Consider the following 14340-nt stretch of genomic DNA (forward strand, 5'->3'; position numbering starts at 1 on the left):
TGCGAGAGTGATTTCCAGACGACAGGAGGAATAAAAATGAGCACAACACTGAATCGCGACACGCTTGCGCAGGTTTCCCCTAAGCTGGCTGAACTGAGCCAGCAGGTACTTTTTGGCGATATCTGGCAGCGTCCGCAGCTAGCCCCGCGGGATCGCAGTCTGATCACGCTTGCCGCGCTGGCAGCCCTGGGGCGCACCGCGCAGCTTCCCTGGCATATCGGCTTCGCCCGGCAAAACGGCGTGACGGACGACGAAATAGCCGAAGCGTTTACCCATCTGGCGTTTTACGCAGGCTGGCCGGCCGCCGTCAGCGCGCTGAGCAGCCTTGCAGAGGAGAAACAATAATGCCGTTTGTTCGTATCATGACGGGTGACCGCTATAGCGAGATGCAGCAAAAGCAGATCTCGGACATTCTGCACCAGGCGCTGACGGAAACCTTCGCCGTTCCCGCACAGGACAGGTTCCATTTTTTTGAATGCTTCGCGGCCGGGGATCGATACATTGATCGGCACTATCTCAGCACGGGCAGAACGGAGGGGGCGATACTGTTTAATATCGTTGCTGGTAAGCCGAGGAGCAATGAACAGAAATCTGCCCTCTACCGCCAGCTGGCTGCGCAACTGAATGAGAAGATGGGCATTGAAGGTGGAGACGTGATGGTCGTTATCCAGTTTACGGCCGCTGAGGACTGGAGCTTCAGCGGCGGCAAACGCTATCAGCCCTGAATGACGTAGCGCGTGGCGGCGAAACGGTTCAGGATCAAATGCACCAGAAAGACCATCGTCAGCGTCGCCACCAGCGAAAAGGTCACGGAGGTGATGCGATAGAGATCGCTGAACACCAGGTCGCTGTCCGGGTGCATGTTCTGCCCGAACATAATGCCGATGGTCGTGATGCTGGAAAACCCCACGCCCGCGCCCACTTTCTCCATCACGTGCAGCCGCGCGCCAAACGCCAGGCCGAGGCCAATCAGCGGCATCATCAGCAGCATATGGCTGCTGTGATCGTAGAGGATAAGCTGCACCACCAGAATGTAGAGGCAGCCCAGCACTACCCCGACCACGCGCCAGATGGAGCTCATCACCGCGCCGCGATAGTGCATAGGGAACAGGATCAGAATTCCTGCCATCAGCGCCGAGAGCGAATCGCTTAAGTCGCTAATCTGAAACACCACGAAAATCATCGTCGCGACGCTGCCGGAGAGCAGCGACTCGTGGCGCACGCGGGCGTCGTCTTTCTCAATCAGCGGCGGCGGCTTGCGGGGCTCCACGTCCGGCAGCAGGTAGTTCATCAGCGCGCTCAGGCACACCGCCATCACGCTGGCTTCGATGTTGGAAAACAGCAGCGTGTGCCAGTTGGTGGTGGGGTAGCTCATAAAGTTGAGCATTACGCTCTGGCACACAACGCCCATCGAGCCGAACAAGAACAGCGGCCCTTTGCTCATAAAACGAAAACGCATCACGTAAAGGGCAAATACCACCAGCGTCATGATGACCGGCCATTGGGAAAGATAGCCGATGATAATCACCATTTCGACGCAGTTCAGCGATGCGCTGAAGATAAACTGCTTCGCCACGTGGCGGTTAAACACCGGCACCAGCGACAGCAGCATGATCGGATAGACCACGAAAAACACGCCGTAGCTGGTGTTGTAGAAGCTCGATATGCTCAGGGCAATCATCCCGGCAAAAACGATGCGCAGGGTCTGGCGAAAGTCGTTTGCCGTGTAGACGATGTTGCCGTGCGGGGTAAAGACCCGCGCCAGCGTATTAATAGACATAGTGAAGCAGGCTCACCAGGTGGATCTGCATTCCGGAGAAGAAGCGCGCAAACGGCCCTTCGCTGTTGTAGAGCTGCACGGTCGCCCGCGCGCCGGTTGGCAGCGGCTTCGGCAGCGGCTCATCCAGCGTGACGTGAATGCGCATGCGTTGGGCGTCTCGTACCCAGCGGTTAGAGGTCTCCGGCTGGGAGAGCTGGCCGTTAACCGCCTCCTGGCCTGCGAGGATCCCCGCGTCGCTGCTGGCCACGTGGGCGCGGAACACCTGCCCCGGGAAGGCGTCAAACACCACGGCGGCATCGGTGCCCTGACGGGTATGGCGCAGGCTCTTCTCGCGGAAATCGGCCACGATATCGGTCTGGTTGTTTACCAGCGCCAGCGCGGCGGAGCCGGATGAGGCGTAAAAACCGGGGCTTAACTGCAGGTTACTGACCGTGCCGTCCGCCTGGACGTAGACCTTTGTCCAGCCGAGGTTCAGCTCTGCTTCATCCAGCGCGTTGCGGTATTTTTGCAGCGTCACGTTGCGGTGTTCTTCGCGCTCGCCGCGCTGGATGCGCAGGTTCCGGATGTTGGCCTGAATCGTGCTGACGGACTGCTCGCTGCTCTGCCAGGCGGTGCGGACCTTATCCAGATCCGCCTGCGAGACGTTCTGTAACGTGCTCAGCTTCTGATAGCGTTCGAAGGTCACCTTGTCGTTACGCGCGGTCAGCACCGCGGTTTTCAGGCTGGCCTGCGCGGCGGCGATCTGCGCGTCCAGCTGTTCGTTAGAGAGACGCGCCTGCTCCAGCGCGATTTGCGCCGCTTCCACTTTATTGCGAAACGGCGTGTCGTCGAGCTCAAACAGCAGATCGCCTTTCTTCACCTGGCTGTTGTTGTGGACATGTACCGCCGCCACGTAGCCGGAGACGCGCGGAGAAACCGGCGTCACCACGCGCATGACGGTGGAGTCTGGCGTCAGCGGGATCCAGATATCCGCGACGACAAAATAGATAAACATCAGCAGGAAAGAGGCAATACTCACCCTTACCCAGCGGGCAAATTTTTGTTCAGGGGTCATTATTTTTCGGTCTTGTTGTCTTCTTCGCGGATTGTCCGCAAATTGCAGGCGATTTGATTTAACGTGGCGCTGAAAATCTCGATATGCTCCGGCGCGATGTGTTGCGACACGCGCGCCTGATAGGTCTCAATCACCTGAGTGAGCCTTTTTAAAATGGCTTTTCCCTCAGGCGTCAGCGTCAGAAGCCGGATGCGCTTGTCATAAGGCGATGTGGTGCGCAGCAGGTAACCCTGTTTTTCCAGCTGTGTCAGGGTGCGCATCAGCGGCGGCAGTTCAATACCCTGCACCTCCGCCAGCTCACTCATTGAGACGTTATCCCCGAGCTGATGAAGCTGCATCATCACCGTCCAGCTCGACTGGGTTAAGCCGGTATCGAGAATGGCATCATCGATCACCGCTCGCCACTGGCGCACGATCATCGCCATCCGCATGCCCATCGGCCTGCGGCTAAACAGCGCTTCTTCACTCATGGGGAAACCTCTCGTCACACGCGGTCAAGATAATAGTTATCAGGGTAAGTATCAAGAAACGCGAGACGAAAGAGCAGGAATTGCGAAAACGATGTCTCCCTCTCCTTGTGGGAAAGGGTCGGGGTGAGGGCACCAGCCCGCAGTGGAGTTTAGCGGCTAAAATGCCTCCTGACGGCACTTTTTCCCGAAGCCGTCACCACCACCTCCCGATACCCCGCCACCCGCTGGATCCACCCTTTGCTTTCCAGATGAATAAGCAGCGCCGCGCCAGCTTCGCCTCCGAGGTGAAACCGCCGCTCGCTCCAGTCCAGACAGGCGCAGCAGGCCTTGCGGCGCGGATGAGCGCTTAACGACACGCCGAGCTTCAGAAACTGCTCCCGGCCATACAGCGTGAGTGCTGAACCGTCTGCCTCCAGCCAGCCTTCCGCCTGCATGAAATCGTAGATCTTTACCGCCACCGCGCCCGCCAGATGGTCGTAGCAGGTCCGCGCCTCCCGCATGGCCTTCGGCGCGGTGGTTTCCGGCGGCGCAATGCGGCTCCAGGAGAGCCCCATCATCTGTTCGATCAGCTCCGCCACGTCGTGCCCCGCCAGACGATAGTAGCGGTGCCGCCCCTGAGACAGACAGGTAATCAACTTTCCCTCCACCAGCCGGGCGAGATGCCCGCTGGCGGTCGACGGCGCTACATCTGCCGCCGCGCTCAGTTCGGTGGCGGTCCACGCCCGTCCGTCCATTAGCGCACACAGCATCTTCACGCGCGACGGATCGGCCATTGCCGCCGCCACCGCCGCAATGGCCTGCTCCAGCACCGCGCCGTTATCAGTCGGTAAGCTTGTCTTTAACATGTGCTGCCCAGGGTTCGGTGATCTCTGCGGCCAGCTTATCATCATCCGTCAGCAGAATAAGGTGATTCGCATGGTCGCTGTACTGGGTAAGAACAGACACGCCGCGTGCCGCCAGCGCCGTCGCGATCTCGCCCAGCTCTCCGGGGCGTTCCTGCCTGAGCTTTCTGATCACCGGCTTTCGCACCGCCTGCACGGTAAACCCGGCGTCGAGCAGCACGCGTCGCGCTTTTTCACCATCTTCCACCAGGAAATGGGCCTCCGTACCGAATACGCCACCGCCTTCCAGCCCCACGCCGTTGCGGCCTAAAAGCTGTCCAAAGCGCGCCAGCTCGCCGGGCCCGTCGCGGAAAATCACGTGAACGTCATACATCCGCGCGCCCTCCCGTTTCGGAACTGTACTCCCGCACCAGCTGCGCCACGCGAATACGGTAGAAAGAGAAAATCGACTCCCGCCCTTCGGCCTGCGCCGCCTGATGGAAGACGTTCTGCTTCCAGCGGCGGACGGCCTCTTCATCCCGCCACCAGGAAAGGGAAAGAATTTTGCCGTCGGTCGTCAGGCTCTGGAACCGTTCGATATCGATAAAGCCGTCGATGTCGGCCAGCAAAGGCTTAAGCTCTGCGGCAAGTTGGAGGTAGCGCGCCTGATGGGCAGGCGCGGCTTTGGCTTCGAAAAGGACTGCGATCATGATGGTCTCTCCGCTGTGATGTTGAGGAGAGAATGCAGGATGGAAAAGCACAATGCTTCGGTAAAGAGCGAAGCTTTAGCCCAGAACCGACCTCGGCTCCATAAACGCCCGGATCCCCCACTCGCCCATCTCGCGCCCCACGCCGGAGTGCTTAAACCCGCCGAACGGCGCTTTCGGTTCATGGGCCAGGGTGTTCACCAGCACACGACCGGAAACAATCTGCTGCGCCACGCGGCGCGCGCGGTCCGCACCGCCCAGCACCACCGCGCTCAGGCCGTAGTCCGTGTCGTTGGCAATGGCAATTGCCTCCGCCTCGTCACGATAGGGAATTACGCACAGAACCGGACCAAAAATCTCGTCGCGGGCAATCATCATTTGGTTGTTCACGTCGGCAAACAGCGTCGGGCGCACAAACCAGCCGTCCTGCGTGCCTTCCGGCCGCCCCTCGCCGCCCGCCAGCAGGCGCGCCCCCTCTTCGACACCTTTGCGGATATAGCCCTGCACCCGCTGCCACTGCTTTGCGCTGACCATCGGGCCGACGTCTGTTGATTTATCGCGCGGGTCGCCGGAGTTCACCGCCGCCACGGCCTGCGCCAGCGCGGTTTCGATCTCCGCCTTACGCGAGTAAGGCACCAGAATGCGCGTACCGGCCACGCACGCCTGCCCGCTGTTCATAAACCCGGCCTGAATCACCAGCGGGATCGCCTGCGCCAGATCCACGTCATCCAGCAGGATCGTCGGCGATTTTCCACCTAACTCCAGCGTCACACGCTTAAAGCTTTCCGCCGCGTTGCGCAGGATCGCCTTGCCGGTATGCGTCGAACCGGTAAACGAGATTTTTGCCACGTCCGGATGGCGGCTGATTATGTCACCGACCGTCTCACCCCGTCCGGTGACGATGTTAAACACGCCCGGCGGCAGAGCCGCATCGCGCAGCGCTTCGGTGACAATCTGCGTTTGCAGGGCGCTCATTTCGCTCGGCTTGATCACCGCCGTACAGCCCGCGGCCAGCGCTGCCGCCAGCTTGCCGCAGATAAACCCCGCATCACTGTTCCACGGCGTAATCAGCCCGGCCACGCCAAGCGGCGTCATCTGCACCGTGGCTGCGCCCGCGGGGGTGACGAATTCAAACGCCTCCAGCGCCTCAATCGCCTGAGCAATCACCTCCGCCGGATAGCTGGCCATCCACGCCGAGCGCGAGGCGGGCGCGCCGTACTCTTCGATGACCGCTTCCAGCAGATCGTCGTGACGAGCGGCCACGGCGGCGTGCATACGTTTTAGCGCGGCAATGCGCTCCTGCTTTGTCGTCTGTGACCACGCGGGGAACGCCGCTTTTGCCGCCGCAACGGCGCGCGCTGCGTCAACCTCATCCGCCAGGCGTACCTGCCCGATGACCTGCGCCGTCGCCGGGTTATATAAATCAAACCGTTCGGTGCCGTGCGGGGTAACAAATTCGCCGTTAATAAAGATCTGTTCGATAGTGTGCATATAAACCTCCTCAGGCTGTGTGAGCACAGTCTGGCACGGCTTCTCCATTGCGATAATCCACGCTATGCTGCAAGGGTTGTTTCGATTTTCAGGATAATCTATGCATCGTTCAGGTCTGACAGAGCTGGAAGTGGTTATGGCGGTGGTGCGGCGCGGCAGCTTTCGCGGCGCGGCGCAGGAGCTCGGCATGTCCGCCACGGCGGTCAGTAACGCCATCGCCGGGCTGGAGAGCCGCCTGGATACTCGCCTCTTTAACCGCACTACCCGCAGCGTGGCGCTCACCGACGCCGGACAGCGCTACGTGGCGCGCGTTGGCCCGGCGCTGCAGGAGATCCGCCTCGCCAGCGAGGAGATCCACAGCGACACCGGGGAACCCGCCGGCACGCTGCGTCTGAACGTACCGAACCATATCGGCACCCTGTTTCTGGACCAGCTGCTGATCGACTTTATGATCCGCTATCCGAAGATGCGCGTGGAAACCGTCAGCGAAGCGCGCATGATCGACATCGTCGCGGAAGGCTACGACGCGGGGATCCGCCTTGAGGAGTCCGTGCCGCAGGACATGATCGCCGTGCCGCTGACCGGGGAGATCCGCCAGCTGGTGACCGCCACGCCGGACTATTTTGCCCGTCACGGTACTCCGCAGACGCCGGACGATCTGCTTTCACATCAGGGGATCGGCATGCGCATGGCCCACGGCGGGATCTACCGCTGGGAGCTGGCGCGTCGGGGGGGAAACGTACGCCCTTGCCGTACCGCCGCGCTTTGCGACATCCGATCTTTTCGCCTCGATCCGCGCCGTAAAGGCGGGATTAGGGGTAGGATTTTTGCCGGAACTGTATATCCGGGAAGAGCTTGAGAATGGAGAGCTGGTGAGCGTTTTAAACGACTGGGCGCAGCCCTTTGCCGGGCTGCGCCTGTATTACCCCGGCCATCGCCATGTTCCGCCGGGACTGCGGGCGCTGGTGGCGATGATCCGCGAGCGCGGGATTATTCCAGGTTAGCTTTATTCAGCCCGTAAGCCGCGTCCAGCGAGCCGGGCGCCATGCGGGAGGTGATCCCCAGACGGTTCCAGGCGTTGATCGCCACGATGGCGAAGTTCAGCTCTGAAATCTCCACGTCCGAGAAGTGCTCCGCCACGCTGCGGTACAGCGCGTCGCTCACCCCGTGAACGCCAATCTGGGTCAGCGCTTCGGTGAAGGCCAGCGCGGCTTTCTCGCGGGCGCTGAACAGCGGGGACTCGCGCCAGGCCGCCAGATGGTACAGGCGCAGCTCGCGTTCCCCGGCGATTTTGGCCTCTTTAGAGTGCATATCCAGACAGAACGTACAGCCGTTCAGCTGCGACACGCGAATGTCGATCAGGTGCTTCAGCGCCGGGTCGATGGAGGTTTTTGCCACCTCCATGCTCAGGGCAGACAGCGCGTTGGCGAGGGCAGGTGTAACTTTATGGTGGTTAACGCGAGTGCTCATTGTCTTTCCTCTTTTTGTGCGGCATGTGCCGTGCGATGAGGCAAATCTACGCCGTTCATGACATAGTAAAAAGATACAAAAAGCGTGAAATGAGGTAGGACATGAAGCCGGGCTATCACGACATTTATACCCGCTATCGCGACAACATCACGCGCGGCGTGCTGAAGCCGGGCGATAAGGTGCCTGCCATCCGCGTGCTGGCGGAAGAGCTGAAGGTGGCGCGCAAAACCGTCGAAACGGCGTACGCCATTCTGACGGGTGAAGGGTATCTGGTGAGCCAGGGCGCGCGCGGCACGCGGGTCAACCCGGATTTACTGCTACCGGATAACAATGCCCCTGCGGAACAGCCTACCGGCACGCTTCCGGCCTCGCTTATCAGCCAGCGCGAGCGGGCCGGATTTCTGCGCCCCGGCATCCCCGCCCTCGACAGCTTCCCGTATAAAAAATGGCTGCTGCTGGCGGGCCAGGCGACGCGCGCCATGCGTCAGGAGGAGATGCTCAACCCGCCCGTCCTGGGCTGGTATCCGCTGCGCCAGGCCATCGCCAGCTATCTCAATATCTCGCGCGGCTTGTCCTGCACCGCCGAACAGGTGCTGATCACCAGCGGCTACAGCGGCAGCCTGCGGCTGATCCTCGACACCCTCGCCAGCCGCAGCGACAAGGTGGTATTTGAAGATCCGGGCTACTTTATGGGCCAGCAGCTGCTGAAGCGGATCGTGCCGCGCCTGCACACGGCGCCGGTCGATCGCTGCGGCATTGATACGGAATACCTGCTTCGTCACCATCGTGACGCGCGTTTTGCCATCGTCACCCCCTCGCACCAGAGCCCGCTGGCGGTGACGCTCTCCCTGCCGCGCAAGCAGCAATTGCTCGACTGGGCCAGCCAGAACGAGGCGTGGATCATCGAAGACGATTACGACGGGGAGTTTCACTACACCCGCAAGGTGCTGCCGTCGCTGAAAAGCCTCGACCAGCACGACCGGGTGATCTTTATGGGCACCTTCAGTAAAACCATCATGCCGTCGCTGCGCATGGGCTACGTGGTGATGCCCGCCAGCACCGTCGGAGCCTTTACCGACTGCGCGGATATCACCACCAGCGGCCAGCCGGTGCTGATGCAGAAGATCCTCACCGCGTTTCTCAACGAAGGGCATTTTTTCCGCCATCTCAAAAAGATGCGTGCGCTGTACCAGACCCGCCGCGACTGGATGATTGCCGCCCTGCGCGAGGTGTATGGCGATCTGTTTTTCACCGAGCAAAACGACGGCGGGATGCATATCGTGGCGTTTCTCACCAAAGGGAGCTGCGACCGGGAAGTGGCCCGCTGCTGGCAAGAACAGCAGCTGCAGGTCAATGCACTCTCGGAGTGGTATCGCGGGTCGGGCAAACGCTACGGGCTGGTAATGGGCTATAACAACGTGCGCTCGTATCAGGAGGCGCTGGATTTGCTGGAAAGGCCGAAACGGCAGACGCTCGCGCTGTTGAGCTGAAAAACGCCGGGTGGCGGTTGCGCCCTACCCGGCCACGGTTTAAATATCATTGCGGGATAACCCAACGTCCTTGAGCTGCTCGTCGCTCATCTGGCTCAGGATGCGGCGGGTACGGTTGATGCGATACCAGTTGCGGATCGTTTTGCCGATCCAGACAAATACGACGAACGGACGTTTTGAACGGTTCTCGTTGAATTCCATAATGCTCTCCTCACTGTGCCAGTGGGGTTATCATCCTGGAAATCGACCTGCGCAATACAGATGCAAAAACAACTTTTGTTTAACATACAGATCCGCTAAAACGGTATCTGCATGCCGTTTTTTGCGGCAATCTGTACTGGTTTAATAATCTGTATGGTGAAAATAAAGGATACAGCATGACACGCTATCAACACCTGGCCAACCTTCTGGCAGAACGCATTGAACAAGGGCTGTATCGCAGCGGCGAGCGTCTGCCGTCGGTGCGCGCCCTGAGCCAGGAGCACGGCGTGAGCATCAGCACCATACAGCAGGCCTACCAGATCCTCGAAAACCTTCAGCTGATCACCCCCCAGCCGCGCTCCGGCTATTTTGTCTCGAAACGCAAAGCCCAGCCGCCCGTCCCGGCGATGACGCGCCCGGTGCAGCGCCCGGTGGACGTCACCCAGTGGGATGAGGTGATGATGCTGCTGGACGCCCGCGCCGACAAAGAGATGATCTCCTTTGGTGGCGGTTCGCCGGACATTAACCAGCCGAGCCTGAAGCCTCTGTGGCGCGAGATGAGCCGCCTTGCGCAGCATAACCCAAGCGAGATGCTGAGCTATGACGTGCTCGACGGCCGCCTTGAGCTGCGCGAGCAGATCGCCCGCCTGATGCTGGACGGCGGCTCGACCGTCTCGGCAAGCGACATTGTGATCACCAACGGCTGCCACGGCGCGCTGTCGATCGCCCTGCTCTCGGTGTGCAAACCGGGGGACATCGTGGCGGTGGAGTCGCCATCTTTTCACGGCACCATGCAGATGCTGCGCGGGTTTGACATCAAGGCGATTGAAATTCCCACCGACTCTGAAACCGGGATCAGCATCGAGGCGTTAGAGCTGGCAATGGAGCAGTGGCCGATCAAGGCGGTGATCCTGGTGCCCAACTGCAATAACCCGCTCGGGTTTATCATGCCGGAAGCGCGGAAAAAACAGGTTTTAGCCCTCGCCCAGCGGCACGATATCGTGATTGTGGAGGATGACATTTACGGTGAGCTGGCTGCGGAGTACCCGCGCCCGCGCACTATTCACTCGATGGACATCGATGGCCGCGTAATCCTCTGCAGCTCGTTTACCAAAACCGTGGCGCCGGGCCTGCGCGTCGGCTGGATTGTGCCGGGGCGCTATTACGACCGGGTAATGCACATGAAATACGCCGCGGGCGGGTTTAACGTGCCGGGCACCCAGATGGCGGTGGCGGCGTTTATTCGCGACGGCCATTACCATCGCCACGTGCGCCGTATGCGCCAGATTTATCAGCAGAATATGGAAACCTACACCTGCTGGGTGCGGCAGTATTTTCCGGCGGAGATTTGCGTCACGCGCCCGCAGGGGAGCTTCCTGCTGTGGGTTGAGCTGCCGGAGAAGGTGGATATGGTGTGCGTCAGCAAGCAGCTGTGCCGCCTGAAGATCCAGGCGGCGGCCGGATCGTTATTTTCCGCGTCAGGGAAGTACCGCAACTGCCTGCGGATCAACGTGGCGCTGCCGCCGACGGATAAACATCGCGAGGCGTTGAAGAAGATGGGCGAGGCGATTGTGATTGCGATGGAGGAGTAGTACGTTTTTTAGCGCCGGTGGCGCTACGGAATAGAGTAGGCCGGGTAAGGCGAAGCCGCCACCCGGCAAAATCAACGACTCAGAACTTCCACGAAACGCTGCCCACAATGCTGCGTTCTGCACCGAAGTAGCAATAAGAGAGCGAGTTACACGCCGCAACGTAGCTTTTGTCCGTCAGATTATTGACGTTCAGCTGCGCGCTCACGCCCGTGAGCCCCACTTTCGACAGGTCATATCCCACGACCATGTCCACCAGCGTGTACGACGGAAGCGTATGGGTGTTCTGGCGATCGCTGGCGATCCCGTTGACATAGCGCACGCCGGAGCCGACGGTCAGGCCGTCCAGCGGGCCGGTTTTGACGTCGTAGCTCAGCCAGGCGCTGGCCATGTTACGCGGGGCATAGACGGCGCGCTTGCCCTCCTCTTCCGGGCTGCTCTTCTTATAGCGAATATCCGTGTAGGTATACGCCGCCTGCATGCGCAGGCTGTCGGTCAGCTGACCAATCGCCTCCAGCTCAACGCCTTCGGATTCGATTTCACCGATGGAACGGTACGGATCGGTCGGCTCCTCTTTGGTGGCAATGTTCTTCTGGTTGATGCGGAACACCGAGGCGCTGAACTGGCTGTTCATCCCTTCTGGCTCATACTTCACGCCCGCTTCCCACTGCTTGCCCTTCATCGGATCCAGGATATTGCCCTGCTCGTCAGCAAAGCTGGTCGGCGTAAAGGCGGTGGAGTAGCTGACGTACGGCGCAACGCCGTTATCAAACAGATACAGCAGCGCCGCGCGGCTGCTGAAGTTGTTTTTATCCAGATCGCTGCGGGTGTGGTTGAAGTTGTCGACGTTCGACACGCTCACCTGGTCGTAACGCCCGCCGAGCGTCAGGCGCCAGCGGTCAACGGACATCTGATCCTGTAGGTAGTAACCGGTCTGGCGAAGCTTATGCTTTTCCCTGCTGTACTGGGTGATGTAGTCCGGCTTCGCACCGTAAACCGGGTGGAAGGCGTCAATCGGCGGGAAGCCGCCATAGTAGCCGGTCACGTTGTTGGTGCGGTCCTGATAGTCCATGCCGATCAGCACGCGGTGGTTCACCGCCCCGGTGTCGAAGCTGCCGTCGACCTGGTTATCCAGGGTGATGGCGTTCATCTTCTCGTCAGAGCCGGAATAGCCGCGGTTCAGCTCGGTGTCATTCAGCCAGCCTGCGGCATACACCTGGTTCAGCTCCACTTTGGTGTGCAGGTAGCGCAGCTTCTGGCGCACGGACCAGCCGCTGTCAAACAGGTGCTCAAGGTTATAGCCGACCATGTTTTCCCGACGATCGTACTTGTCGTAATCGTCTTCACCTTCAAAGAACGTGTTGGAGATTTTCTTCCCGCTGTGCGGCACAACCGTGCCCTCATACGGCAGGCCGGAGTGGCTGCCGCCTTCCGGATCGCGGTGCAGGTAGGCCATCAGATCCAGACGGGTGTTATCGGTGATACGCCAGGTCAGGCTCGGCATCAGCGCGTAACGCTCTTCCTTCAGCGGATCGAACTGGGAATCGGCATAGTGGGTCATCCCGCTGAGGCGCACCGCCACGCGGTCATTATCATCAACCGGGCCAGTGACGTCGAACATCGCCCCACGCTGGCTATTGTTCCCGGCGAAGAGCTTGATCTCCCCGCCCGGATCGAACGACGGCTTACGAGAGGTAAGCGCCACAATCCCGCCCGGCGATGAACGGCCATAGAGCACGGAGGCCGGACCGCGCACGACTTCGATACTGTCCAGGAACCACGGATCAACCACCAGCGAGCTGTGGGAGTTGGTGTCGCCCATCATCTTCAGGCCGTCCAGGTAGACGTTGTCCAGGCTGCCGTCAGAGAAGCCGCGCAGCACCATGTAGTCAAAGCGGTTAGACGCCCCAATCTGGTTGCTGTAGACCCCCGGCGTGTAGCTCACGGCCTGACGCACGCTGGTTGCGCCCTGCTCTTCGAACTGCTCGCGCGTGACGATAGAGACCGACTGCGGAGTTTCAATATCCGGCGTTTCAAGCTTGGTGGCCGCAGACTGCATCTGCGAGGTCACCACCACGGTGTCAGTTTTTTGCGCATCCTGCGCCAGTAAAGGAAAAGCGACGCTACCGGTAACCCATCCCACCAGCAGTGCCAGACGCGATTTAGCAAACATAACCCTCTCCAGAGATATTTCTTATTGTTAATAAGAATTATTACCTTTTTGAGAGTGCAAACGGCTATGCGCGCCGCCAGGTTACGTATGCGTGATGCTAAACCGCACGGGATGCGTTCGCGCGATGGGCGAAATTACGTTAGCGGAGTTTGCGCACGTCGCCCGGTGAAATCCCGTAATGACGACGAAACGCGGTGGCGAAGTTGGTGGCATGCTGATACCCGCACATCCATGCCGCCTGCTGCACGCTGTGGCCTTCCAGCAGATAGCGGCGCGCCAGCGCAAGGCGACAGTCGCGAAGATAATCGAAGAGGGTGCAGCCGTAGCGCTGACGGAACTTGCTGCGCAGGCTGCTTGGGCTCATGGCAGCCAGGGCTGCCAGCTGCGCGAGTGTATGATCCCGTTCAGGAGACTGTTCCAGCATGCTACGTACGCGTTCCAGGCGCGCATGCTCAGGGCGGCTCGGGCAAGGCTGCTGGCGCTGATTCAGGCCGTGGCCGAGCAGCTGGTACATCAGCCCCTCCAGCAATAGCTTACGCGCGAGCACGCTTCCCCTCTGCTGCTGCGCATGCTGAATGCCTGACATAACAAACTCGGGAACGTGCCAGACAAACGTGGGTGTATTCAGGTTTTGCCATTCCAGCAGCAGCGACTCAAGCAGGGCTTCACGCCCGGCTTCATGCGGGTACACGCCAAACGAGAGCGTTTTCAGCGAGCTGTCGGCGTCGTGACGCGCGCTCATCACCTGCTCCTCACTCAGACGGGCGCTGAACGCCATGCCGGGACGAACGTGATAGTCGATGCCATTGAGCGCGATCGTAACGCACCCTTCCAGCACTACCAGCATATAAAGCGGGCTGCTGTGGCGGGATGTGGTTTCGTAGGGTTGTAATACATGCACGTCGGAGTGGGTCAGCGAAATGCCGGACGAGAGCGTCATCTCTTCTACATTCCCCTGCAACACAGGGCTGCCGCTGATCTGATCCCCTTTTAACAGCGGGAAACGGTAGTCGATGCCGTAGCGCTCGCCGAATACCTGAAAATCCTCAACAAAAAATATGCGTTTCGCTGATCTATTTTCACTCTGGAGCATA

General features: G+C 60.1%; 15 protein-coding genes and 1 pseudogene. 5 read left to right on the forward strand and 11 right to left on the reverse strand.

Features of this window, described 5'->3' with window-relative positions:
- The first annotated feature begins 36 nt into the window (after positions 1-36).
- Both HBA26_RS16115 and HBA26_RS16120 read left to right on the forward strand, forming a co-directional pair.
- The gene (locus HBA26_RS16115) at positions 37-345 is read left to right on the forward strand and encodes a carboxymuconolactone decarboxylase family protein (RefSeq protein WP_028015385.1); all 309 of its coding nucleotides are present in this window, start codon (positions 37-39) and stop codon (positions 343-345) included.
- A complete protein-coding gene (locus HBA26_RS16120) occupies positions 345-725 on the forward strand; it encodes a tautomerase family protein (RefSeq protein WP_100171022.1) in 381 nt (126 codons plus the stop codon). The genes HBA26_RS16115 and HBA26_RS16120 overlap by 1 nt, the downstream gene beginning before the upstream one ends.
- Here the strand turns inward: HBA26_RS16120 and HBA26_RS16125 are convergent.
- The 7 genes from HBA26_RS16125 to HBA26_RS16155 all read right to left on the reverse strand — a co-directional run bounded on the left by HBA26_RS16125 (position 716) and on the right by HBA26_RS16155 (position 6323).
- Positions 716-1780 (reverse strand): DUF2955 domain-containing protein, encoded by a 1065-nt coding sequence (locus HBA26_RS16125; RefSeq protein WP_045259544.1) that lies wholly within the window; start codon positions 1778-1780, stop codon positions 716-718. The two genes, HBA26_RS16120 and HBA26_RS16125, sit on opposite strands and share 10 nt — an antisense overlap.
- Positions 1770-2837 (reverse strand): HlyD family secretion protein, encoded by a 1068-nt coding sequence (locus tag HBA26_RS16130; RefSeq protein ID WP_100171021.1) that lies wholly within the window; start codon positions 2835-2837, stop codon positions 1770-1772. The genes HBA26_RS16125 and HBA26_RS16130 overlap by 11 nt, the downstream gene beginning before the upstream one ends.
- Complete coding sequence (locus HBA26_RS16135) at positions 2834-3304, reverse strand: MarR family transcriptional regulator (protein ID WP_028015381.1); 471 nt, start codon at positions 3302-3304, stop codon at positions 2834-2836. Before HBA26_RS16135 ends, HBA26_RS16130 begins: the two co-directional genes overlap by 4 nt.
- 149 nt (positions 3305-3453) lie before the next feature.
- A complete protein-coding gene (locus HBA26_RS16140) occupies positions 3454-4149 on the reverse strand; it encodes a winged helix-turn-helix domain-containing protein (protein WP_100171020.1) in 696 nt (231 codons plus the stop codon).
- Positions 4124-4519 carry a hypothetical protein gene (locus tag HBA26_RS16145; protein WP_059357822.1) on the reverse strand — a complete coding sequence of 132 codons (396 nt, stop codon included), beginning with the start codon at positions 4517-4519 and terminating at the stop codon, positions 4124-4126. The genes HBA26_RS16140 and HBA26_RS16145 overlap by 26 nt, the downstream gene beginning before the upstream one ends.
- Complete coding sequence (locus tag HBA26_RS16150; protein WP_028015378.1) at positions 4512-4835, reverse strand: antibiotic biosynthesis monooxygenase; 324 nt, start codon at positions 4833-4835, stop codon at positions 4512-4514. The genes HBA26_RS16145 and HBA26_RS16150 overlap by 8 nt, the downstream gene beginning before the upstream one ends.
- A gap of 75 nt (positions 4836-4910) precedes the next feature.
- Positions 4911-6323, reverse strand: coding sequence for an aldehyde dehydrogenase family protein (locus HBA26_RS16155; protein WP_100171019.1), 1413 nt, complete (start codon positions 6321-6323; stop codon positions 4911-4913).
- 100 nt (positions 6324-6423) lie between these two features.
- Between HBA26_RS16155 and HBA26_RS16160 the strand changes: the two are divergent.
- Positions 6424-7327 (forward strand): annotated as a pseudogene (locus HBA26_RS16160) (LysR family transcriptional regulator).
- On the opposite strand, the gene HBA26_RS16165 reads toward HBA26_RS16160, so the two are convergent.
- A complete protein-coding gene (locus tag HBA26_RS16165; protein ID WP_014882392.1) occupies positions 7314-7793 on the reverse strand; it encodes a carboxymuconolactone decarboxylase family protein in 480 nt (159 codons plus the stop codon). The pseudogene HBA26_RS16160 and the gene HBA26_RS16165 overlap by 14 nt on opposite strands.
- 101 nt (positions 7794-7894) lie before the next feature.
- Here HBA26_RS16165 and HBA26_RS16170 point away from each other — a divergent pair, with 101 nt between their 5' ends.
- Positions 7895-9283, forward strand: coding sequence for a PLP-dependent aminotransferase family protein (locus HBA26_RS16170; RefSeq protein ID WP_126345413.1), 1389 nt, complete (start codon positions 7895-7897; stop codon positions 9281-9283).
- A gap of 39 nt (positions 9284-9322) precedes the next feature.
- On the opposite strand, the gene HBA26_RS16175 is transcribed toward HBA26_RS16170, so the two are convergent.
- Positions 9323-9484 carry a DUF1127 domain-containing protein gene (locus HBA26_RS16175; RefSeq protein ID WP_126345412.1) on the reverse strand — a complete coding sequence of 54 codons (162 nt, stop codon included), beginning with the start codon at positions 9482-9484 and terminating at the stop codon, positions 9323-9325.
- 176 nt (positions 9485-9660) lie between these two features.
- Between HBA26_RS16175 and HBA26_RS16180 the strand changes: the two genes are divergently transcribed.
- Positions 9661-11076, forward strand: a complete 1416-nt coding sequence (locus tag HBA26_RS16180) for a PLP-dependent aminotransferase family protein (RefSeq protein WP_041911335.1) — start codon at positions 9661-9663, stop codon at positions 11074-11076.
- Positions 11077-11155: 79 nt separating this feature from the next.
- Here HBA26_RS16180 and foxA read toward each other — a convergent pair whose 3' ends face one another.
- Together foxA and HBA26_RS16190 are read right to left on the reverse strand one after the other, a co-directional pair.
- Complete coding sequence (gene foxA, locus HBA26_RS16185) at positions 11156-13264, reverse strand: ferrioxamine B receptor FoxA (protein WP_126345411.1); 2109 nt, start codon at positions 13262-13264, stop codon at positions 11156-11158.
- Between the two features lie 121 nt (positions 13265-13385).
- A complete protein-coding gene (locus tag HBA26_RS16190; RefSeq protein WP_126345410.1) occupies positions 13386-14339 on the reverse strand; it encodes an AraC family transcriptional regulator in 954 nt (317 codons plus the stop codon).
- Position 14340: the final 1 nt, after the last annotated feature.

It is taken from the genome of Enterobacter sp. 725m/11 (assembly GCF_011683705.1).
GTDB lineage: Bacteria > Pseudomonadota > Gammaproteobacteria > Enterobacterales > Enterobacteriaceae > Enterobacter > Enterobacter bugandensis.